We start from the raw sequence: 21,975 nt of genomic DNA, 5'->3' as shown, positions 1-21,975 counted from the left end.
AATTGTTCCTCCTTACGTTACTGGTTCAGTTGTTTTTTGTATTATTGTCCATATTCGTCCAGAATTTCATCGATCAGACTATGAACTTCCTCTCTTGTCACATTGTTGCAGCAGCCTCTTGCAAGTGCCACGCGCAAATTCTGTTTCAATTCTTCCATAGCTCTTATTTTATCTACATCCAGACAAATAACTGCGCCTTTTCTTCTGTCAATGGATACAAAACCTTCTTGACGCAGTAAGGAATAGGCTTTATTTACTGTATGCATATTGATTCCAATGGTATCCGCAAGCTGTCTCACAGATGGAAGGGGATCTCCCTCCTGCAGCCGGGATGTGGCAATTCCCATGATGATCTGATTCATCAGCTGGGTATATAATGCTTCATCACTCTGGAAATCTATTTCGATAACCATTTTATCCCTCCCTGTATAAAAATAACTCCTGACACCAGGCGCTGTTTTCAAAAAAGCAGTGCCTTATTCGGAAAAACAAAGGGACCGGAGTCATATATCCCCCGGCCTCTCTATCTTTCGTAATAAAAAGTTCTTGCCTGATCTTACAGGTAAGCCATCTTTAAAGCGGGCAGCACACCCTGTCCAACTTACTGAACTGGTGTCTCAGCTGTCGGTGTTTCCTCTGTCTTCACTTCTCCCTCTGCCGTCTGTGCCTCCTGCGGTGCGGCCTCAGCTGGAGCACTCTCAGCCGGTACAACAGCTGGCGGGATCTCAACACCAAGGATCTTTCCAAGCTGTACTCTGTCAAGGATCAGATTGAAGCCCATTGGATTGATCACAAAGCCCTTGGCCTGATTGATAATAAGACCTGGCAGCTTCGCAAATGGAACCTTTGCTGCACGAAGCTTCTTGCCTCTTGCAAATTTATCAAACTCCATAACATCTGTAAATGCAGGCTGAAGAATATCTCCCTGTTTGTTCTTCAGGTATGGAATATTAACCTTGGTCGCATCATCCGGATCCGTAGCCATCGCTACCAGAAATTCGGATTTCTTCAGATTCACGATCAGCTCTTCCTCCATCTCACGAAGATTTACTGTACGCTCCTCTTTCTTAAGCGGACGGCGCAGCTCCTGCATGAAATAAATACCGGAAAGCTGAAGGGTGGAATTGAAAAGCGGACGTTTCTTCGGCTCAAGCTTGCTGAAATCTGCCTGTCTTGCAATCTTGGCAAGCTCAACCTCGATCTGGTCCTCTCCATCTACCCATACCACGCTGTTTACACCGATTGCAAACAGTGTGCCATAGAACCTTGGAAAATCCTTCTTCTCATATTTCATTCCCATAAGAAGGATCTTATCCTCTAATTTCTTCTTGCCAAATGCTTTGATCTCTTCTTCGGTGGCAAATACCCAAACCTGATCGTTAAAGCTCTCTTCGTCACAAATTACATATGGAAGCTTTGTAGCCTGTGAATATGCTACAAAGAGTTCGTCTCTTGTCTGTAATTCCTTAATCGCATCCTGTTCTGTGATTCCCATGTCATTATCCTCTCAGTCCTGGTTTTCTAATGTCGTATGGGAGACTCCGCATATCGACGCAAAACCTAATATGCAACTATTTTATAACAAAATGATAAAAAAGTAAAGCATAAGCAGGGGGATTTCATGCAATTTTCCACAATTTCTATCTCATGTAGTCGTAAGTCTTTATTTTACGGTAATTTTTAGGATACTTTTTTAAGGCGTAAACGCCGGTAATTTTTCCAGTATACTGTTTCTGTGGATCATAATGTTTATTATTTATGGTCACCCAGCAATGTGTCTTACTCATTTTCAGCTTTATATTTTTGTAACCGATTTCCTCTGCAAGAGCGGCAAATGCACAGGCAAAATGAATGCAGTTTCCTCTTTTGGTTTGGAACATGCTTAATGCAGCCTTCCTCTGCCAGCCCTCTTCTTTCATGTCAGGGTCAACTCCTCCATACCGGAATTTTCTCCCATCTACCATATACTTCCAGCATGCTTTCAGCTTCTGGGCGCGGGTCATTTTCGAATTGGTGATTTTGGAAAGGATCTTTGTCGTCTGAACCTTAAGCAACGCATCTGTATGATCCTTTTTTCTTGGCGTTATGCTTTCCACAGTGGAATCGATCAGCTGATTCCCGCTGGCAGCAAGCGCAGGGGCAGGTGCCGTTGTCAAAAGCAGCGCCGCCATCACTCCCAGGAACATTTTTCTAACTTTCATACACGATTTTCCTCCATATCTGCATAAAGAAAACACTGCCATTCTTCTCTGGCAGTGTTCTCCCTATCCTTTAACTTGCCTGAGTTATTTCATCATAAATGTAACTGTTCCGTATCTTCACAGTGACACTCGGAATAGTACCTACTGGATCGTTGCCATAAATTCTACGATTCCATCCAGCTGCGCCATCTGGTCTTCTTTCAGAGCGGACTTCACAGTCACCGTTTCCTGGTAAATTTCCATATCTTTCATTCCAGAAAGAATTTCCTTCATCTGTCTGCCAGCTGTGGAAGCCCAGGTTCCATTCTCCAGGACTGCCACTTTTCTCTTCTGGAGATTGTGGGCTGCCAGCTCATGGAGCAGTGTCTCCATTTTCGGGAACAGGCCTGCATTGTAAGTCGGGCATGCAAACACGATCCTGTCGCAGCGGAATGCCTCAGCTACCAGATAAGAAGGATCTGTCACGGAAACATCATAAACCTTCACATTCTTCTCTCCCGCATCTGCCAGCTTACCAGCCAGAACATCTGCTGCGTTCTCTGTGTTTCCGTAAATAGATGCATACATGATCACAACATTATGGTCTTCTGGTGTATAAGTGCTCCATTTCTGATATTTGTCAATAAACCAGCCAAGGTCCTCTCTCCAGATCGGGCCGTGAAGCGGGCAGATCATGGCGATATCTAAGGTAAGTGCCTTTTTCAGGGCGCTCTGAACTGGTCCGCCGTATTTTCCAACAATGTTTACCAGATATCTTCTGGCATCATCCAGCCACTCTTCTTTAAAATTCACTTCATCTGCAAAAACATTTCCGTTCAGCGCACCAAAGGTTCCGAAAGCATCTGCACTGAAAAGTACCTTGTCATAGGCATCATATGTAACCATTGCCTCTGGCCAGTGAACCATTGGAATCATGGCAAAAGCCAGGGTGTGCTTTCCTGTGCTTAATGTGTCTCCTTCTTTGATCACAACAGCATGGGCATCTACATCAAAAGTAAAGAACTGTTTCATCATGGTAAAGGTCTTGGCATTTCCTACCACCTTCACTTCCGGGAATCTTCTCACTACTTCCTCCACGATCGCACAGTGATCCGGCTCCATGTGGTTTACGATCATATAATCCAGTGTTCTGCCATCCAGAACATGTTCCAGATTTTCGAAAAACTGTCCGCTTACAGATTTGTCAACAGTGTCCAGAAGGACAGTCTGCTCATCCAGGATCACATAAGAGTTATAAGATACGCCTCTTGAAATTGGGTAAATATTCTCAAACAGGGCAAGTCTTCTGTCACTTGCGCCAATCCAGTATAAATCTTCATTTACTTTCTTTACGTTGTACATAGTAGTACCTCCTTTCGCTTTCGCTGAATACTTCTATAATATTACAAACTTCTCTTGTTTTTGTATTCCCAGTTTTTAGAAAAAAAGACAGGAAACCAAACTTGTCTCCTGCCTATTTTATACCACTTGATCACGCCTCGTCAATCGCTTTTCCAATATCGTGGCGCATATATTTGTTCGCAAAAGTGATCCACTCGGTTGCCGCATAAGCATTCTTACGGGCTTCCTTCAGATTGCTTCCGGTTGCAGTGATTCCCACTACACGGCCGCCGTTTGTAACGATCTGTCCGTCTTTGAATTTGGTTCCTGCGTGGAAACAGTAATAGCCTTCTTTATCCTTGAAGTTCTCAAATCCATACATCGGGATCTCTTTTTCGTATTTCACCGGATATCCGTCACTTGCAAGAACGACACACACAGCTGCGTTGTCTTCAAACTGCAGGTCGATCTGATCCAGGGTTCCGTCAATGCAGGCTTCCATCACTTCTACAATGTCGTTCTTCATACGCGGAAGGACTACCTGTGCTTCCGGATCTCCGAAACGGGCATTATATTCCAGCACCTTCGGGCCATCTGCTGTCAGCATCAAGCCAAAGAAAATAATTCCTTTAAACTCTCTTCCTTCAGCAGCCATTGCATCTACCGTTGGCTGATATACATATTTCTGGCAGAACTCATCCACCTCTTTTGTGTAGAAGGGACTTGGGGAAAAGGTTCCCATTCCACCAGTATTTAAGCCCTGGTCGCCGTCCTTGGCACGTTTATGATCCTGTGCGGAGGTCATAGTCTTGATTGTTTTTCCATCAACAAAAGAAAGAACGGAAACCTCACGTCCGGTCATGAATTCTTCGATAACCATAGTGTTTCCTGCATTTCCGAATTTCTTATCCTCCATGATCTCTTTTACACCGTCTTCCGCTTCCTGAAGGTTCTGACAGATCAGAACACCTTTTCCAAGGGCAAGACCGTCTGCTTTGAGAACGATAGGGAATTTCGCTTCGGTGCGAAGATAAGCCAATGCCTTCTCCGGATCGTCAAAATTCTCATATGCAGCTGTTGGAATGTTGTATTTCTTCATCAGGTCCTTGGAAAAAGCCTTGGAGCCTTCCAGGATTGCTGCATTTTTACGAGGTCCGAATACCCGTAATCCGCGGGATTCAAATTCATCTACAACGCCGCCTACCAATGGATCATCCATACCGATGATGGTAAGGTCCACCTGATTTTCCTGGGCAAAATCAGCAAGCTTCTCAAATTCCATGGCACCAATGTTTACACATTCTGCATACTCTGCAATTCCTGCATTTCCCGGTGCACAGTAAATCTTATCTACTTTCGGGCTTCTGGATACACTCCATGCGATCGCATGTTCTCTTCCGCCGCTTCCTACGATCAAAACTTTCATAATATCCTCCTTAGTCGCTGATGGTCACAATATGATCTTCCACAGAAACCTTTCCATTGGCAATGAGATTGATTGCTTTTGGAAGGATCTTCCACTCTGCCTTTTCCATCACACTTCTCTGAAGAGACTGTGGGGTGTCATCTGGCTCGATTTTTACAGCTTTCTGTAAAATGATCGGGCCGGTATCTGTACCAGTATCCACAAAATGAACGGTGGCACCTGTTACCTTTACCCCTCTTTTCAAGGCTGCTTCGTGGACGTGAAGTCCATAATACCCAACTCCGCAAAAAGATGGAATCAGGGACGGATGGATGTTGATGATCTTATTTGGAAATGCCTCCACGATCATCGGAGGGATTGCAACCAGGTAGCCGGCAAGAACGATCAGTCCTGCTCCGCTTTCCTGAAGCTTCTTTAAAAGTGCCTTGTGAAATTCTTCACGGTTCTCAAATTCCTTCGGAGAAATACAGACAGCCTCGATTCCATGGTTCTCTGCTCTTTTTAAGGCGTAAGCATTTGGGTTATTGCTGATCACAAGAGAAACCTCTGCATTTGTGATCTTCCCGGAATCAACAGCATCCAGGATGGCCTGAAGATTGGTACCGCCGCCGGATACCAGGACAGCAACCTTTAGCATAATGTCACTCCCTTTTCTCCTGCTTCGATACGTCCTACTACGTATGGAGTCTCACCAGCTGCCTTAATGGCCTCCATGGTCTTATCCACGTCTGCAGGATCAACCGCCAGAACCATGCCAAGTCCCATGTTATAGGTATTGTACATCATTTTCTCTTCGATATCGCCGGTCTTTGCAAGAAGCTTGAAGATTGGGAGTACCGGATAGCTGTCTTTTTCGATCACGGCTCTTGTGCCCTCTTTCAGCATACGCGGTACATTCTCATAGAAACCGCCGCCTGTAATATGGCTGCATGCATGGATCTTAACACCAGCGTCTTTAATGCTCTTAAGAGCTTTCACGTAAATCTTGGTTGGAGCGATCAGTGCTTCCCCAAGGGTAGTTCCAAGTTCCTCATAATAAGTATCAAGGGATTCCTTTGTCATCTCAAAAACCTTGCGGACAAGGGAGAAACCATTGCTGTGTACACCGGAGGATGCCATTCCGATCAGCACATCTCCTGGTTTTAAGTTCTCGCCTGTGATCAGGTCTTTCTTATCCACAACGCCAACGGCAAATCCGGCCAGGTCGTACTCATCTACCGGATAAAATCCAGGCATCTCAGCAGTCTCGCCGCCGATCAGTGCTGCGCTTGACTGGCTGCAGCCTTCTGCAACACCCTTTACGATCTCTGCGATCTTCTCCGGATAGTTCTTTCCACAGGCAATGTAGTCCAGGAAGAAAAGAGGTTCTCCGCCTGCACATGCAATATCATTTACGCACATAGCCACGCAGTCGATTCCAACCGTGTCATGTTTGTCCATAATAAATGCCAGTTTCAGCTTGGTTCCAACTCCGTCTGTACCGGAAACCAGGGTAGGCTCTTCCATATCCTTGAAGCTGTTCATGGAAAAAGCACCTGAGAATCCTCCGATTCCTCCAAGTACTTCCGGTCTCATTGTCTTTGCAATATGCTGTTTCATTAACTCTACTGATTTGTATCCTGCCTCAATATCAACGCCCGCGTTCTTGTAATCCATGCCTTTTTCCTCCCAGAATTTTATGGTTTTTCAGATTTCTTTTTCAATAGTTCCAGGGGCAAAAAAGTCTGCCCCTGGTGTATCGCCTTATTTGTTATAAGCCTTGTGTCCCACTTCCTGTAATTTCGCGTCCTTGGCCTCTACCTGCTCTTTCAATTCCTGGCTGTATGCTTTCAGACGTGTAAGGAGCTCCGGATCAGATGTTGCAAGGATCTTCGCTGCAAGAAGGCCTGCATTCGCGCCGCCGTTAATAGCAACTGTTGCAACCGGAATACCGGATGGCATCTGTACAATGGAGTACAGGGAATCTCTTCCCCCAAGGGATGTGGTGTGCATAGGAATTCCGATAACCGGCATCGGGAAAATCGCTGCGCACATTCCTGGTAAATGCGCTGCCATACCTGCACCTGCAATGATAACCTTAAATCCTTTTTCCTCAGCTGTCTTCGCATACTCAAAGAACACGTCCGGCTCTCTGTGTGCGGAGATAATACGCATTTCGTAATCAATTCCAAGCTTCTCCAGAATGTCTGCGGCCTTGCTCATAACCGGCATATCTGAATCGCTACCCATTACAATTCCTACTTTTGGCATAATATTCTCCTCTTTTATCTGTGATTTAGAACTACCATTCGCGTAAATTCTACTAAGAATAACATTTTCTGTCAATACGATTGGCGCAAAGAAAAATTTTGAAGGGCTAATTAATTTTGTTGTCAGGTTTGCAAAGCAAAAAAAGCGTTCGTGCTCGCACGAAAAGCGTTTTGGCCTTGCAAACCGTGACAGCAAGTTTGAGGGCAAAATTTGCCCCCAAACTTTCCTTAATCCTCAAAAGGTTTATTCAGTTCCTCTGTTCCGGCGAGCACAAATCTGCCGTTTTCGATAATGGAGGTTTCCTCCCCGTTCTTTCCGAGGACGCGGATGCTTCCCAGTTCATCGTAAGGAATAGTGATATCTGTATGGCAGCCAAAGTAGGCCTTGCTGATATCCTCTTTCCTTAAAATAGAGACTTCATTGTCCCTGGCAATCAGCTCCTTGCCGTCCGGATTGTACACTGCCGTATCCTCAGACCAGCTGTAGCAGGTATCGCCCACTGCAAAATGGGGTCCCATTTTCTCTGCGATCAGGATTGGCAGCTTGTCTGCAATGTGATACTTCTCGGCAGCCACATAAGCGGTCGTGTTGGTTCCAATTGCAAATTCCCCCATAGGGAGGGTTGGATGATGGAACAGAATGTTGTCCTCAATGTATTTCTTATTCTCTTCTTCCGTTTCAAAATTACCGCAGGAATAAGAGGCGATCTTACCATCCTTGAACCAGATCTTCAGATCAAGGAACTGAAGTCCCTCCAGATATACCTTGCTCACATGAAGAAGTCCATTGGTACCGGCAAGTACCGGAGAGGTAAATACTTCTCCCACCGGAATGTTCACGTCAGCCACGCAGTTCTCAAAATTGGACTGCTTCGCCGGATCTGTAAGCGTATGGAGATGGATCTTCAGATCCGTTTCATTTTCCCCTTTTCCCTTCACAGATACCCATTCTGTGGTATCCAGGGTGTCGATCAGGGTCTGCTGTATTTTCTGATAAAGCTGGTAATCCAGCGTATTGATCTTCACGATCTGGCGGAAAATCTCCTCATAATCGCCTCCAATCTCCGGAAACGGATAGGCAATAATGGTAAAGCTTCTCTCGTCCCCTTTGATATAACGGTTTGTGATCTGTCCAGCTTCATTCTGCATTTCGATTTCCAGATTCTGCTGGGCTTCACTGAACTGCCATGCCTCTTTTACACTTACCGGAGAAAAAGGAGTCTCACCGAACACTTCGATACAGGCCGGTCCAGCGTGCACATAAGCAAGTTCTTTATATTTCTCATAGGAGGTCTGCAGGGCACGAAGGCGCTTCTGCACAAAATCCTGATCCAGATAAAGAGCCGCGTCCTGGCGATGGTCATAGTCAAACTGTGGGTTTGCAACTGCACCTGTGTAGCCGATCCGGTAAGAACCCCGTTTGCTTACAACGTGAGTAGGATAACGGTAAATGACCGGCTTCAGTCCCATTTCTTCGAACTGAAGGATCGCAGCCTTCACCATACGTTCAAAACCAAGGTTGTAACGGATGTTGACCGTTTTCTTTTTGCTAAGATCCTTGCGTCCATTTACAAAGCCCATCCGGTATCCTTCTGTATAGGTTCTTGCACAGGAGTCAATCTCTTCCTGGGAAAGTCCGTTTAAAAAGGCTGCAACTCCAAGCTCATTTTCGGTAATATATTCGCCAAACAGATACAGATAGCGAAGGTCCGTAAGATCAGATCCCATAATGATTTTGGCCGCAAAATCCAGTTCTGGATCCACGCACTCTCTGGTACGGTACTCTACCATATCCTGGCAGTAGTCATTTGCATAGGAATTCAGGATTCCACGGAATTCTTCCTCTGTAGGCAGTTCCTCCTGGGCAAAAGCAACGTAAACTTCCAGAAACAGTTCCAGAAGCACAGTCATATCCCACAGTCTTTTCTCGTAAGCGTAGGTAACGGCCCCCCGCAGCTCGGCATAGAGGAAGGAAAAGTCCTTTCCATACTCACCAAGCATTTCACATGCATACACAGGATTTCCATAGCTGGTTCCGTAATTTTCCGGAAGAATGTCCTCATACAGATCCTGATTCAGCTTCTTCCACTCCTCCATGGATAAATCCGTTGCACCTGTAAGCTTTCTTGGCTCTTCCTTTGCGCCAAGAAAGATAACGCCATCCATAACTTCTACATTTTTTGTAAGGAAAGCAGCTGTTTTCTGGAAGAAATCCAGATATGGTGCCGGTACTGCCTTCTCCTCTTTAATCTCGCTTACTCTTTCTTTTGCAAGAGCATAGCGTTCCATTAACAATTCGTCCACGCATTTCCCTCACTTTTCCAATTTAAGCCCAAACAGCTGTAAAAATATAAGACAACATATCTGGCTTCTTTTATTCGTTTTTCTCTGACATATCATCGATCACATGTCCTTTTTCCACATGCTGGTCGATCAGTTCCTGCATGCATTCCCAGATCTTCGGTGCGCCTTCACCTGTACGGCGGTTGCGCTTATAAATCTGGCTTTTCTTTACCCCATGCTCCACCCAGCTGATCCCGTCAGTGGCGTTATTGAGAAAAAGGGGCTGGCTGTTATCCAGCATATGGGCATATTTCGCCTCCGGGGTCTCATATGCCTCAAATTCTTCCCACAGATCGTAGAGCCATTTTCCCTGATCTTCCGGGAGAAGTCCGTAAATGCGCTGTGCTGCCACTTCTTCCCTGGCATGCTGGGTGGCGCCGCCTGCTGCATCATAGGCATAAGTATCCCCAGCGTCGATCTCTACCAGATCATGAATCAGAACCATGGGAATCACCCTGGAAAGATCCACCTCTTCCGGTGCATACTCTTTCAGAAGCACCGCCATAAGAGCCAGATGCCAGGAATGCTCCGCATCATTTTCTTTCCGTTTTCCATCTGCCAGGTAGGTCTGGCGCATGATATTCTTCACTTTATCAACTTCCAGAATAAAGTCTAACTGTTTCTTTAAACGTTCGTCCATAACCCATTTTCCTTTCTTCCCTGCTTAATCCGTACTCGCTTTTCGCCAACGGTGGTGCATGGTCCAGCCACCTTGCCTTTTTGACCTATAATCCGGTCAGGTACACTCCGATCCACACGATCAGGATCAATCCGTTGCTGATGGAACCGATAATACTGGTCTTATGGCTTCTGCCCTCCTCCGAGAAGCTGGTCAGCCCCATAATAAATCCGTACACGGAAAGAAGAGTGGCAAACAGGCCCACTCCTCCCACCAGAAATCCAAAGCTGTCATTTAGGAAATACGCTAAGGTGACAGCCGTTATAAACAACAAAAAGGACGCTGCTGCCAGACCGGCAGACAGCTTCCCTTTTTTCGCTTCTTTTTTCTTTGTAAATGAATATCTATATCTTCTTGCCATAATGGAATTTTCTCCTAACCGGACAGCAGGCCTGAATTCGTCTATGCAAGCAGGACTCATCGCTGGCTGCCGCCCGGGACTTTCATCCTAATATGATTACAGATGCGAAAAAGAACATACCCCAAGGCTGCCCCCAGGGTGTTCAAAATCATATCATCCACATCAAAACATCCGACCTTCGTGACAAGCTGGATCACTTCCACGGTCAGACTTAATAAAAATCCTGATATGCAGATGAGAAAACCACTGTTCATTCTTCTGAAAATAACCGGAAGGATAAACCCGAAAGGTAGGAAGCCGATCACATTTCCGAAAATATTGGAAAAAACCGCAAATGTGCCAAGCTGTTTCCGATAGATCCAGAACCTTCTGATCTCCACAAAAGGCACCAGATTATACCGGTACACCCGCTGTGCCTCTGCCACTCTGCCATATTCTTCTGCAAAGAAGAGAAAATAGATCAAAAGCAGCACATACAGGACAAACAGCAGGATTCCCATACGGCGAATCAAAGTTTTCGTTTCCTTTTTCAAAAAAATATCCCCTTAAATCATCATATCGGATTTGCCTTTCAGAAGTCTGGCTCCGTTCACGATCATGAGAATACCAGTTGTCACACCAGTCACCAGTGCAATGATCCCAAGTGCAATACTTCCAGCACCCACGCCCGAAACAGTCTTATAAAGCTTTTCACTCATCAGCATTTCCTCCTTTTACTTATGCTGCCCACCAATTACTGCAGCACATTTTCAAACTCTTTAATGCTGCAAACAACAATCTTATTCTGCACCATACTGCGCATAGTATGCGTCAATGGCAGCCTTTAAGGTGTCGTCAATAATGACTTTTCCTTTATATTCTTTGTTATAAAGATGCTCTACCACCTCTGCCATAGTTACGATAGCAGTTGTCTTAAGGCCATAATTTTCTTCGATTTCCTTCAACGCACTCTTGGTACCCTGTCCGCGCTCCATGCGGTCTACAGAAACTACAAGGCCAATCGGGGAAACATCGCCCTGCGCCTTGATGATCGGCAGAGTCTCCTGGATGGAAGTTCCAGCAGTGGTAACATCCTCAATGATCACAACCTTATCTCCATCTTCGATAGGGCTTCCAAGAAGGATTCCCTTATCTCCGTGGTCCTTTACCTCTTTACGGTTGGAGCAGTAACGGATGTCCTTGCCATATTCTTCGCTGATCGCCATAGTTGCAGCAACTGTCAGCGGGATTCCCTTGTAGGCAGGTCCGAAAAGCACATCAAAATCCAGACCAAATTTGCTCTCGATCGCTTTCGCATAGTACTGGCCTAATTTTCTCAACTGTGCTCCTGTACGATAAAATCCTGTATTTACAAAAAATGGGGTGTTTCTTCCGGATTTGGTTACAAAGCTTCCAAATTTAAGTACATTGCAATCGATCATGAATTCAATAAATTCCTGTTTATACTGTTCCATTTTATCCTCCTTGCATGTGGCTTGTATGGGTCATCATATTCATCAGTTTCTTTACATGCTGCTCTTCTTCCAGTTTTCAGGATAGGCAACACATTTCCTTTATAGTAGCACAAAATCATGCTGCGGTCAAAACTCTTTTCACCATTCATCATTTCTTCAAAGAATTTCCACCGCAGCTTATATTTTTTATTTCACGCAGCCGACCAGCTGGTTAATATCTTCCACCTTCTGCTTCTGAAGAAATGCCTGGATACCATCCACAACTTCCTGGGTGGTGTATGGATTGATAAAGTTCGCAGTTCCCACAGATACAGCCGCAGCACCTGCCATAATAAATTCCAGGGCATCCTCTGCGCTTGCAATTCCGCCCATTCCAATGATCGGAATCTTTACTGCATTTGCCACCTGATAAACCATACGCACAGCCACAGGCTTCACCGCCGGACCGGACATACCGCCCGTTTTATTTGCCAGTGCAAAGGTTCTGCGGTTGATATCGATCTTCATTCCGGTAATGGTATTGATCAGGGAAACTACATCTGCGCCGCCAGCCTCAGCAGCTCTTGCCATCTCTGTAATGTCTGTTACATTTGGGCTCAATTTCATGATTACTGGCTGTTTGGCATATTTTTTCACTTCCTTTGTAATGGCTTCCAGAGCCTTAGGATTCTGGCCAAAAGCAATGCCGCCTTCTTTTACGTTTGGACAGGAAACATTGATCTCCAGCAAGTCTACCGGCTCATTTCCCAGACGTTCTACTACTTCACAGTAATCTTCTGTGGTTTTTCCACACACATTTACAATGATCTTTGTATCGTATTTTTTCAGAAAAGGAATGTCTCTTTCACAGAAAACATCAATTCCAGGATTCTGAAGTCCGATGGCGTTCAGCATACCGCCTGTGGTCTCAGCTACACGTGGAGTAGGGTTTCCCGGCCATGGCACGTTTGCCACACCTTTTGTTACCACAGCACCAAGGTTGTTCAGATCTACAAATTCACTGTATTCTGCTCCGGATCCAAAGGTTCCGGAGGCCGTCATTACCGGGTTCTTAAGAGTTACACCGGCAAGATTTACGCTCATTTTACTCATAACTCTACCTCCGTACTTCTGAACACCGGACCATCTTTACATACCCGCTTATTGTGTACATGAGAATGATCGTCCACCTCTGTAGACTGGCATACACAGCCAAGACAGGCACCAATTCCGCAGGCCATACGCTCTTCCATGGAAATCCAGCAGGGGATTCCTTTCTCCTGTGCATACACTTTGATGGCACGAAGCATAGGCTTTGGTCCGCAGGCAAAGATCACGTCTGCTTCCAGTCCATTCTCACGGATGGCATCCATAACATTTCCTTTGGTTCCGGCAGAGCCGTCTTCTGTTGCAATATATACCTGGCCATTTTTCTCGAACTCATCATTTAAGAATAATTCATCACGATAGCCAAGAACTGCGATCTTCTCTGCGTCCAGCTGCTTCATGGTCTCTAACATAGGAGGCACACCAATTCCGCCGCCCATAAGGAAAGCCTTTTTGCCGGCTGCCTCTTCCAGTGGAAAACCATTTCCAAGAGGTCCCAGAAGGTCAAGCTGTGCTCCTTTTGTAAGCTTAGAAAAACTCTCGGTACCGGTCTTCGGCCCTGTCACACGATAAACAAGACGAAGGGCACCTTTTTCTTTATCGATCTCGCAAAGGCTGATGGGACGTGGAAGCAGTTTGCTTCCATCCTGTGTATAAACAGAAACAAACTGTCCCGGCTTTGCATTTCCTGCAATGGTCTTTGTCTGCAGCCACATGCTGTAAATATCTTTTCCAATACATTCCTGACTAAGGACTGTACAGGTTTCTTTTACCTTTGTACCCATTTTCTTCCTCCTAGCGGCTCTCAAGAGCAGTGCTGATATCCAGGATCATGTTTTTGACTGCCTGACGGGAAGCGTCTGCGTAGTTTGCTTCACCAAACTGTGCATATTTCTCCTGCTTGTAAGCTGCAATGATTCCTCTGGAAGAGTTTACGATCGCACCAAGACCGTCTTCGTTAAAGAAATGTACAAGGTCAGCACCTTTGCCACCCTGTGCACCATAGCCTGGTACCAGGATGAAGGTCTTCGGCATTAGTTTTCGGAGCACTTTGCCCATTTCCGGATAAGTGGCACCTACAACAGCTCCTACATAGCTGTAGCCATCGCCCATAAGCTCTTCGCCCCAGCTTGCAACCTTCTCGCCAACCCACTCGTAAAGAGGACGTCCCTCAATGATTCTGTCCTGGAACTCGCCGCTGGATGGATTGGAAGTCTTAACCAGTACAAAGATTCCCTTTTTCTCCTCTTTGCACACATCCATAAATGGCTTCACGCCATCGGTTCCAAGATATGGATTTACAGTGGCAAAATCCTCGTTAAACGGCACGTAAGTCTTGCTTCCTACCTGGATCTTTCCAAGATGTCCGGTGGCATAGGCTGCTGATGTGGAGCCGATATCACCGCGCTTAATATCGCCGATCACTACAAGGCCTTTCTCCTTACAGTAATCAACCGTACGCTTGTATGCCACAAGGCCCGGGATTCCAAACTGCTCATACATGGCGATCTGCGGTTTCACTGCCGGGATCAGATCGTATGTAGCATCTACGATTCCTTTATTGTACTGCCAGATGGCTTCTGCAGCGCCCTCTAATGTTTCGCCAAATTCCTTGAATGCAGCTTCCTGAATGTGTTTCGGAATATAGTTCAGCATTGGATCAAGTCCTACTACGATAGGTGCTCCTGTTTTCTTAATATTAGCAATAAGTTTATTGATCATGGATGTATCCTCCTGAATATGTTTTTCTATTTCTCTATTGTGGAATCCTTGTATACAATTTTACCATCACAGATGGTGTACAGGATCTTACCTTTTACCTCTTTGCCCTCAAATGGGGTATTTTTGCCCTTGGATACAAAGTCAGCCTTATGAATGGTATATGGAGTCTTAATATCTGCGATCACCACATCAGCCGGATGTCCTTCCTTAAGGGTGCCGCATGGCAGGTTCAAAATCTGTGCCGGATTGTAGCTCATCTTCTCCACAAGCTGGGAAAGGGTGAGGATCCCGGTCTCTACCAGTGCAGTATAACTAAGGGCAAAGCTGGTCTCAATTCCTACAATTCCAAAGGCTGCCGTTCTCATGGAGCCTGTTTTATCCTTCTGGGTATGGGGGGCATGGTCCGTGCTGATCACCTGGATGTAACCTTCTTTCAGGCCTTCGATCAGTGCGTCCACATCTTTTCTGGTACGAAGAGGGGGATTCATTTTATAATTGGGATCGTCTCTTTCAATATCATCGGATGTGAGTATAAAATGATGAGGGCAAACCTCTGCCGTTACATTCTGGATTCCCTCTGCCTTTAACATTTTCATCATGATCGCCACGCCTCTGGTGGAACAGTGGCAAAGATGCAGCCTGGCACCTGTTTCAATGGCGAGCAGGGAATCTCTTGCAGCAATGGTGTCCTCTGTAGAATTGCAGATTCCTGGAAGGCCGAGACGCCTGGCATTTTCGTCATCATTCATGCAGCCATTTCCCCTGAGAGTCATATCCTCACAGTGGTCGAAAATAGGAAGGCCAGCTTTCACTGCTTCCTCCATAGCCTGTTTGCAAAGGCTTGCTTTCATAACGGATTTGCCGTCTTCGGAAAGAACTGGTACTCCTGCTGCCGCCATACCTGCAATATCAGAAAGCTCTTCTCCAAGCTCCCCCTTCGTCATGGCGCCTGCCTGGATCACATGGATCGGGGATACCTGTGCAGCTTTATTTTTCACATAGTTGGCGCGGTCCGGACTGTCAATGACCGGTGTAGTATTTGGCATGGCAACTACGGTGGTTACACCGCCTCTTGCTGCTGCGTGGGAACCGCTTTCAATGTCTTCCTTCTCTGTCTGTCCCGGATCACGAAAATGTACGTGAAGATCCACAAGACCAGGCATTACTACCATTCCCTTAGCGTCTATAATACTGTCATCTTTATCTTTTACCTTCAGCTTTTCTCCCACTTCCTGGATCACACCGTCGTCCAGATAAACGTCCGCAATTTTATCCATCTGAGCAGCCGCATCTACAACACGTCCGCCTCGAATCAGAATACCCATTTGGTTCTCTCCCTTCTGGTATAATGTAAACTTTGTCGTAACCTATCATACACGAATTTTACCATTTAATAAAGACTTTTTTTACCATCCAATATTTTTCCTATCATATTTTCAGTGGAATAGAAATTACCAAGATTTTTTGTCGCACAATTTTAATAATCCTTGACTTTTTGAGGTGCAGGTTATATAATCAATCCATGCCGAAGATTATTTAATGTAAAATCACTAGTTTTTAGAGATTATATATTTACATGATATAGTCTGTAAAATCTGGTGATTTTTTTTCGCCAGAACAGTTTTTTAATTTTTTATTTTTTATGGAGGTAACTCAAAATGAACAAGGGCACTGTAAAATGGTTCAACGCTGAAAAAGGTTATGGTTTCATCACAGGAGAAGACGGAGCTGACGTATTCGTACATTTTTCTGCAATCAATGGTGAAGGCTTCAAATCTCTTGAAGAAGGCCAGGCTGTAACATATGACTTAACAGAAGGCGCTCGCGGAATGCAGGCTGCTAACGTTACAAAGTTATAATTGAAGCAACTGAAGCAGAAATTTCCCCTCGGAGGATTCCGGGGGGATTTTTTTACGCGAACAACGAGCCAAAGTCCATGCTTGCATGAGACCTTGGCGACTGCCGCGCTAACGGGGTAAAACTCGCAGAGCTTGTTTTACCCCGTTGGCTTGTTTACCGTGTATACTACAATGGGGACAGATTCCAAAATCTGTCCCCATAACTTTACACTGCCCCTGGCAGCTATCCGTTCCTATTCTATTTTTATTCTGCTTCTGAATCTGCACTCAGTCCATTCAGATAAGAATCCAGTGCTGAAGTATCCATAACAGTCTCTGTAGTCTCAGTCACCTGATCTGCTGTTACCTTCCCGTATACAGAATAGCCGATCCAGCACACGGCAACAATACATACAACAAGCGCTGCCAGCTTCTCAAGGTTAAGGATCAGCTTCTCCTTTTTCATGATTTTCTCACGATTTGCTTTTTCTGCTTTATAAGCATCTACTTTCTTCTGACTCATAGTAGCACGTCTCCTTTTGGATGAAATATCGTCTTAGGTGAGTATAGCACACTTTCACAAGAAATGGAAGGGCGTTCACTTAGTCTTCACAACTTCATGACCTCATCAGTTACTGTTCACTCCGTGACCAGTACCCCTCATCAAACGGCTACAATAATTCCTCCGTCATTTGCATACATGCTGCTGACACCTGCGGTGTCAAGAACCACAATGTCTGCTAATTTCATCTTCTCCTGAATGGCTTCCTTAAGCATATAAGCTTTCTTCGGGCTATTACAATGGGAAATGGCAAGAACCTTATTCTCACTGTTCTCTGTCACTTCCATGATCTTATCCACCATTTTTACCAGGGCTTTATTCATTCCTCTGGCTTGATCTAACTGGCAGATGCTTCCCTCAGGAGTGGATCCCATAATAGGTTTGATCTTAAGGGCAGTTGCCACAAGCGCCTTCACACGGCTGAGACGGCCATTTTTACGCAGGGTTTCCAGATTCTCCAGCACGAAAAAGGTGTGCTGCTCTTCAATATATTTATTCAAAACACTGACCACATCCTCAAAGGGAAGGCCAGCATCCTCACACTGTGCAATTTTCATAGCGATCAAAGTCTGTCCTACAGAAGCGGAGCAGGAATTAAACACATGGACCTGCACCCCCTTCTTCTCCTCATGCAGAAGGCTTGCGCCAAGAACTGCACTGTTATACGAGCCGCTAAGCTCTGCGGAAAGAGTGACGCAGTAAACATGGTCTGCATCGCAGTCAAATGCCTTTCTGTAGCTCTCCGGAGACGGGCAGGCTGACTTCGGACATTCCGGGCAAGCCGCAACCTTCTGAAGAAAATCTGCCTGATCAAATGTCTCGTCATCTATTATATTCTCACTTCCCACAGTCAGGGTAAGCGGTACGGATGCAAATCTCTCATCCTGCTTCCACTGCTCCAGAAGTTCTCCACAGCTATCTATCACAATTTTATAGCTCAATTATATCGTCCTCTTTTCCATAATATGTAGTTTTAAATACCACATCTATATTAACACATTACTATGTGTTTGAAAAGAGTTTTTTCTTCCATTTTCTTTCAAATTGCTTTATAATAAAAAGCACTAACGAATTTCGCTCTTTTTATGAAAGGAGGCTTTTATGCTCGCCCTAAAGATTACTGATCAGAAGGATTTTACCAACAAGCTTTTCCTTGGAGAAACCTTCGATGCTTTCTGGCTGAACCAGGCCGAAATTATTACCAGCAACATTTTTTCCATTGATGGCAGACTCCAGACTGATTTTTTCGACAACGACGAGCAGGAATTTCTGGCTTCCAGCCACCGTACTTTTTCTCTCTGGAAAGAGGTGAAGCCTTTTTGTTACTCGATCATACGTGGAAAGCGTGCTCCTCTTTCTTTTAAGATCGTGCTCCAGTTTTCCCCTAATAAGGCAAGCGCATTGCTTCAGAATTCTGCCATCTTAATTTCACCCGAGCTGGTGACTGGTCTTTACCTGAATCTACAATACAAAAACAAAACATTGCTTTGTACTACCGGAACCTCTATAAAGACCTTTCTTCCCGGAAAAGAGCTGGACCACCTCTGGGAACAGTATATCGCAGACTTCTTCCGCCGCAATGAATTATCGTTCGAGGAAATATAAGTCAGCACAATTGACGCCTTGCCGTGTAAATCAGAATACATGCTCCATGATTTTCCCTGGAGCATCATTTCGTAAGCCCAGATCCGGAATGTTCCTTTCTTTCTCACTTTCCAGATAAAATGCGATCATATCAACAAACTCACTGTTGGTCGGTCTGTATTCCAGAGGATATCCGGCAATCTGTTCCAATCTTTCTCTGTGATTTTCCCAACATACATTTACAATTGTGCGGATATCATGCTCAATATTGGACGGTTTAGATTTGAATTTCTTTGCAAGTCTTGGATAAATGTCCTTTGTAATTTTCATAGGACGCTCCTGAAATTCCATTGTCATATGTATGGCTTCTGCCACAAAATAATATCCCTTGTATTTTGATGTTGCACCTAATCTACGTATCGTTCCGTATACCTCTCTCATTTTTTGTCCCTCCCACAATAAGTTACCTTTTGTATGTGCCTTTTGCCATAGAATTCTCTTCTGGATATCAGCACAACCGTTGCTCCTGCAATGCAGTTAGCAATCATTTGCCTCTACATATAATACGAATGAAATTTCCCTTTTTTAGCTTTTTGAGACAAAAATTAAGAAAATTGTAATAATTTTTAGGATTTTCGAGATTTGAAAACGTCATATAACTGTTTCATCAAATAGGTCCATTGCTCTATTTTGTTGTTCTTATAGGCTTTACGAAAAAAGACAGATATTCGAATGTGATCACTCACTTCAAATATCTGCCTTCTCAATAATATTATGGAAAGGGCTTTCCCTTTCATTTTCCCAGTAAACGGACATGTCACCAATCTGCGGCATCACCATATAGGAAAGGATACTTATTTTGTCAGCATAAGAAGAATCTCATTGCTTCTCTGTACAAATCTGGTCATCTCTTCCGGTGAAAGCTGCTTATGGCTTAACATAGCAAGATCGTACAGTTCCTCGCAGATCACAGGAGTCTTCTCAGAATCCTTATTACCTGCTACAAACTGAACCAGCGGATGTTTGGCATTGAGGACCAGTGTCTCCTGTCCACCAAACATGGATGGATCCATACCGTACATATTGTACATCTTCATCATATCCTGCATACGGCGGCTCTCCTCAGAAAGAGTCATCATTGCAGCAACCTTCTCATTCTTCAGGTTCTCAACCTTTACTTCCAGCTTGTCATTCTTCAGCGCACTTCTGAATACTTCTGTAAGAGTCTTGGAAGTCTCCTCATCCGCAGCGCCATCCTCGCGAAGCTCTTCGGAAAGGTCTGCATCAATTCTCTTGAACTGGATGGTCTGGTCTCTCTGCTCCAGATGGGAAATAAATGCGCTGTCAATATTGTGCTTCAGAACAACTGCGTCCTTCTTTGCCTCACGGAACATATTGATATACTGGCTCTGCTGAACCTCATCTGTTACATAGAAGATGATTGTCTTCTCCGGCTCTTTCTTATCCTCTGCAGAGTCTTCTTTCTTCTCTTCTGTGGACTCCTTTGTCTCCTCAGCTTTAGCCTCTTCCTCTGGCTTCTTATTCTCCTCGATGCAATCCTTCAGAGTAAGATATTTGCCATCAATGTTCTTAAAGAGAATATAATCACTCATCTTATCTGCAAATTTCGCATCCTTGATGCAGCCATATTTGATAAATGGGCTGATGTCATCCCAGTATTTCTCATAAGACTCTCGGTCTGTCTTACACATTCCGGTAAGCTTATCAGCAACCTTCTTGGTAATGTAATCGGAAATCTTCTTTACAAATCCATCGTTCTGCAGTGCAGATCTGGATACATTCAACGGAAGATCCGGGCAGTCAATCACACCTTTCAGAAGAAGCAGGAATTCCGGAATTACTTCCTTGATATTATCTGCGATAAATACCTGGTTGTTATAAAGTTTAATGGTTCCCTCAATGGAATCGTATTCTGTATTGATCTTCGGGAAGTACAGAATACCTTTCAGGTTAAATGGATAATCCATATTCAGGTGGATCCAGAACAGAGGCTCCTTATAATCCATAAATACCTTGCGGTAAAATTCCTTGTATTCTTCGTCTGTGCAGCTGCTTGGATGCTTCATCCACAGCGGTTCCGGATCACTTAAGGATACTGGACGCTTGTTGATCTTTACTTTATCCTTGGCAGGAGATACTTCTACAACTTCTTTCTCGCCCTTGTCGTTCTCCTTCTCTTCTGTCTTGGCGTCCTCATGGATACGCTCTACAACTACATCATCCTCGCGAAGCTCAGACTCCTCAATGGTCTCATATTCCTGAGGAGCATTCTCCTTGGAAAGATAGATATTTACCGGCATGAAGGAACAATATTTCTCGATTACTTCTCTCATGCGGTATTCATTAGAAAATTCTGTACTCTCATCATTTAAAAACAGGGTAATCTCTGTACCAACGGTAGTCTTATTGCCATCCTGCATATCATACTCGGTACCGCCGTCGCAGGTCCAATGTACTGGTGTAGCACCCTCTTTGTAAGAAAGAGTATCAATCTGGACTTCGTCTGCTACCATAAATGCAGAATAGAATCCAAGTCCGAAATGACCGATGATCTGGTCATCTGTTGTCTTATCTTTATATTTGGAAAGGAACTCTGTTGCTCCGGAAAAAGCAATCTGTGTGATATACTCTTCTACTTCATCAGCTGTCATACCAAGACCGGTATCAACGAACTTCAGAGTCTTCTCTTCCGGGTTCACAATAACATGCACTTCTGCTTTATAATCATCTGGAAGTGTGTATTCACCCATAACATCCAGTTTCTTTAATTTCGTAATCGCATCACAGCCGTTAGAAATCAGCTCTCTTGCGAAAATGTCATGATCAGAATATAACCATTTCTTTATAATTGGAAAAATATTTTCACTGTTAATTGATAAACTACCATGCTTCTCAGCCATGCAGCTCACTCTCCTTTGTCTTCTTAATTATATCAACTATAATAATACCAAACTGACTAAAAGTCAAGAAAAATTTAGCACTCATTTTAAATGAGTGCTAGCAATATTGTAGGTGGATAATAAATCCTATTTTTTACTTTTATACATAGAAGAAGGAGTACCATTAACAGTACCCCTTCGCCTTTTCTATTCAGCCTTTTCTATTCAGCCTTTTCTATTTCCAACAAGG

General features: G+C 44.5%; 24 protein-coding genes. 2 read left to right on the top strand and 22 right to left on the bottom strand.

The genetic code is table 11. The features are described 5' to 3' along the window. Positions 1–41: 41 nt before the first annotated feature. The 18 genes from ACTQ50_RS10200 to ACTQ50_RS10115 all read right to left on the bottom strand — a co-directional run bounded on the left by ACTQ50_RS10200 (position 42) and on the right by ACTQ50_RS10115 (position 16,166). Complete coding sequence (locus ACTQ50_RS10200) at positions 42–413, bottom strand: GntR family transcriptional regulator (protein ID WP_441484102.1); 372 nt, start codon at positions 411–413, stop codon at positions 42–44. A 188-nt stretch (positions 414–601) separates the two neighbouring features. Beyond that, positions 602–1,495 carry an SseB family protein gene (locus ACTQ50_RS10195; RefSeq protein ID WP_441484101.1) on the bottom strand — a complete coding sequence of 298 codons (894 nt, stop codon included), beginning with the start codon at positions 1,493–1,495 and terminating at the stop codon, positions 602–604. Between the two features lie 145 nt (positions 1,496–1,640). Continuing rightward, the gene (locus tag ACTQ50_RS10190) at positions 1,641–2,201 is read right to left on the bottom strand and encodes a transglutaminase-like domain-containing protein (RefSeq protein WP_441484100.1); all 561 of its coding nucleotides are present in this window, start codon (positions 2,199–2,201) and stop codon (positions 1,641–1,643) included. A 141-nt stretch (positions 2,202–2,342) separates the two neighbouring features. Beyond that, a complete protein-coding gene (locus tag ACTQ50_RS10185) occupies positions 2,343–3,542 on the bottom strand; it encodes an FprA family A-type flavoprotein (protein ID WP_441484099.1) in 1,200 nt (399 codons plus the stop codon). A 130-nt stretch (positions 3,543–3,672) separates the two neighbouring features. After that, a complete protein-coding gene (purD, locus tag ACTQ50_RS10180) occupies positions 3,673–4,947 on the bottom strand; it encodes a phosphoribosylamine--glycine ligase (protein ID WP_441484098.1) in 1,275 nt (424 codons plus the stop codon). Positions 4,948–4,957: 10 nt separating this feature from the next. Beyond that, entirely contained in the window at positions 4,958–5,584 is a 627-nt protein-coding gene (purN, locus tag ACTQ50_RS10175; RefSeq protein ID WP_441484097.1) for a phosphoribosylglycinamide formyltransferase, read from the bottom strand. Further along, the gene (gene purM / locus ACTQ50_RS10170) at positions 5,578–6,603 is read right to left on the bottom strand and encodes a phosphoribosylformylglycinamidine cyclo-ligase (RefSeq protein WP_441484096.1); all 1,026 of its coding nucleotides are present in this window, start codon (positions 6,601–6,603) and stop codon (positions 5,578–5,580) included. The genes purN and purM overlap by 7 nt, the downstream gene beginning before the upstream one ends. A gap of 87 nt (positions 6,604–6,690) precedes the next feature. After that, positions 6,691–7,197, bottom strand: a complete 507-nt coding sequence (gene purE, locus ACTQ50_RS10165) for a 5-(carboxyamino)imidazole ribonucleotide mutase (protein ID WP_441484095.1) — start codon at positions 7,195–7,197, stop codon at positions 6,691–6,693. Between the two features lie 227 nt (positions 7,198–7,424). Next, positions 7,425–9,485 carry an aminopeptidase gene (locus tag ACTQ50_RS10160; RefSeq protein WP_441484109.1) on the bottom strand — a complete coding sequence of 687 codons (2,061 nt, stop codon included), beginning with the start codon at positions 9,483–9,485 and terminating at the stop codon, positions 7,425–7,427. 85 nt (positions 9,486–9,570) lie between these two features. Then, positions 9,571–10,179, bottom strand: coding sequence for an HD domain-containing protein (locus ACTQ50_RS10155; RefSeq protein WP_441484094.1), 609 nt, complete (start codon positions 10,177–10,179; stop codon positions 9,571–9,573). An 85-nt stretch (positions 10,180–10,264) separates the two neighbouring features. Beyond that, the gene (locus tag ACTQ50_RS10150; protein WP_441484093.1) at positions 10,265–10,579 is read right to left on the bottom strand and encodes a DUF6142 family protein; all 315 of its coding nucleotides are present in this window, start codon (positions 10,577–10,579) and stop codon (positions 10,265–10,267) included. Between the two features lie 56 nt (positions 10,580–10,635). Continuing rightward, on the bottom strand, positions 10,636–11,112 hold the full coding sequence (locus ACTQ50_RS10145) for a VanZ family protein (protein WP_441484092.1): 477 nt from the start codon (positions 11,110–11,112) through the stop codon (positions 10,636–10,638). Positions 11,113–11,124: 12 nt separating this feature from the next. Continuing rightward, the gene (locus tag ACTQ50_RS10140; RefSeq protein ID WP_441484091.1) at positions 11,125–11,277 is read right to left on the bottom strand and encodes a hypothetical protein; all 153 of its coding nucleotides are present in this window, start codon (positions 11,275–11,277) and stop codon (positions 11,125–11,127) included. Positions 11,278–11,358: 81 nt separating this feature from the next. Further along, entirely contained in the window at positions 11,359–12,033 is a 675-nt protein-coding gene (gene pyrE, locus ACTQ50_RS10135) for an orotate phosphoribosyltransferase (RefSeq protein WP_441484090.1), read from the bottom strand. A gap of 186 nt (positions 12,034–12,219) precedes the next feature. Further along, positions 12,220–13,125 (bottom strand): dihydroorotate dehydrogenase, encoded by a 906-nt coding sequence (locus ACTQ50_RS10130; RefSeq protein ID WP_441484089.1) that lies wholly within the window; start codon positions 13,123–13,125, stop codon positions 12,220–12,222. Next, positions 13,122–13,904, bottom strand: coding sequence for a dihydroorotate dehydrogenase electron transfer subunit (locus ACTQ50_RS10125; protein WP_441484088.1), 783 nt, complete (start codon positions 13,902–13,904; stop codon positions 13,122–13,124). Before ACTQ50_RS10125 ends, ACTQ50_RS10130 begins: the two co-directional genes overlap by 4 nt. 10 nt (positions 13,905–13,914) lie before the next feature. Next, positions 13,915–14,841: an orotidine-5'-phosphate decarboxylase gene (gene pyrF, locus ACTQ50_RS10120; protein WP_441484087.1), complete on the bottom strand. Its 927-nt coding sequence runs from the start codon at positions 14,839–14,841 to the stop codon at positions 13,915–13,917. Between the two features lie 26 nt (positions 14,842–14,867). Further along, positions 14,868–16,166, bottom strand: coding sequence for a dihydroorotase (locus tag ACTQ50_RS10115; protein ID WP_441484086.1), 1,299 nt, complete (start codon positions 16,164–16,166; stop codon positions 14,868–14,870). 333 nt (positions 16,167–16,499) lie between these two features. On the opposite strand from ACTQ50_RS10115, the gene ACTQ50_RS10110 reads away from it, so the two are divergent. Beyond that, positions 16,500–16,700, top strand: a complete 201-nt coding sequence (locus tag ACTQ50_RS10110; protein WP_008705499.1) for a cold-shock protein — start codon at positions 16,500–16,502, stop codon at positions 16,698–16,700. Positions 16,701–16,944: 244 nt separating this feature from the next. On the opposite strand, the gene ACTQ50_RS10105 is transcribed toward ACTQ50_RS10110, so the two are convergent. After that, on the bottom strand, positions 16,945–17,202 hold the full coding sequence (locus ACTQ50_RS10105) for a hypothetical protein (RefSeq protein WP_441484085.1): 258 nt from the start codon (positions 17,200–17,202) through the stop codon (positions 16,945–16,947). Positions 17,203–17,342: 140 nt separating this feature from the next. Further along, complete coding sequence (locus ACTQ50_RS10100) at positions 17,343–18,182, bottom strand: DegV family protein (protein WP_441484084.1); 840 nt, start codon at positions 18,180–18,182, stop codon at positions 17,343–17,345. Between the two features lie 160 nt (positions 18,183–18,342). Here ACTQ50_RS10100 and ACTQ50_RS10095 point away from each other — a divergent pair, with 160 nt between their 5' ends. Then, the gene (locus tag ACTQ50_RS10095) at positions 18,343–18,846 is read left to right on the top strand and encodes a DUF5721 family protein (protein WP_441484083.1); all 504 of its coding nucleotides are present in this window, start codon (positions 18,343–18,345) and stop codon (positions 18,844–18,846) included. A gap of 30 nt (positions 18,847–18,876) precedes the next feature. On the opposite strand, the gene ACTQ50_RS10090 is transcribed toward ACTQ50_RS10095, so the two are convergent. Beyond that, positions 18,877–19,266, bottom strand: coding sequence for a sporulation initiation factor Spo0A C-terminal domain-containing protein (locus ACTQ50_RS10090; protein WP_441484082.1), 390 nt, complete (start codon positions 19,264–19,266; stop codon positions 18,877–18,879). A 413-nt stretch (positions 19,267–19,679) separates the two neighbouring features. Further along, positions 19,680–21,746, bottom strand: a complete 2,067-nt coding sequence (gene htpG / locus ACTQ50_RS10085; RefSeq protein ID WP_441484081.1) for a molecular chaperone HtpG — start codon at positions 21,744–21,746, stop codon at positions 19,680–19,682. Positions 21,747–21,975 lie beyond the last annotated feature (229 nt).

Origin of the sequence: Blautia sp. Sow4_E7, assembly GCF_052116245.1 — a bacterium.
GTDB lineage: Bacteria > Bacillota > Clostridia > Lachnospirales > Lachnospiraceae > Blautia_A.
This window is presented reverse-complemented; position numbering and strand designations above follow the sequence as displayed.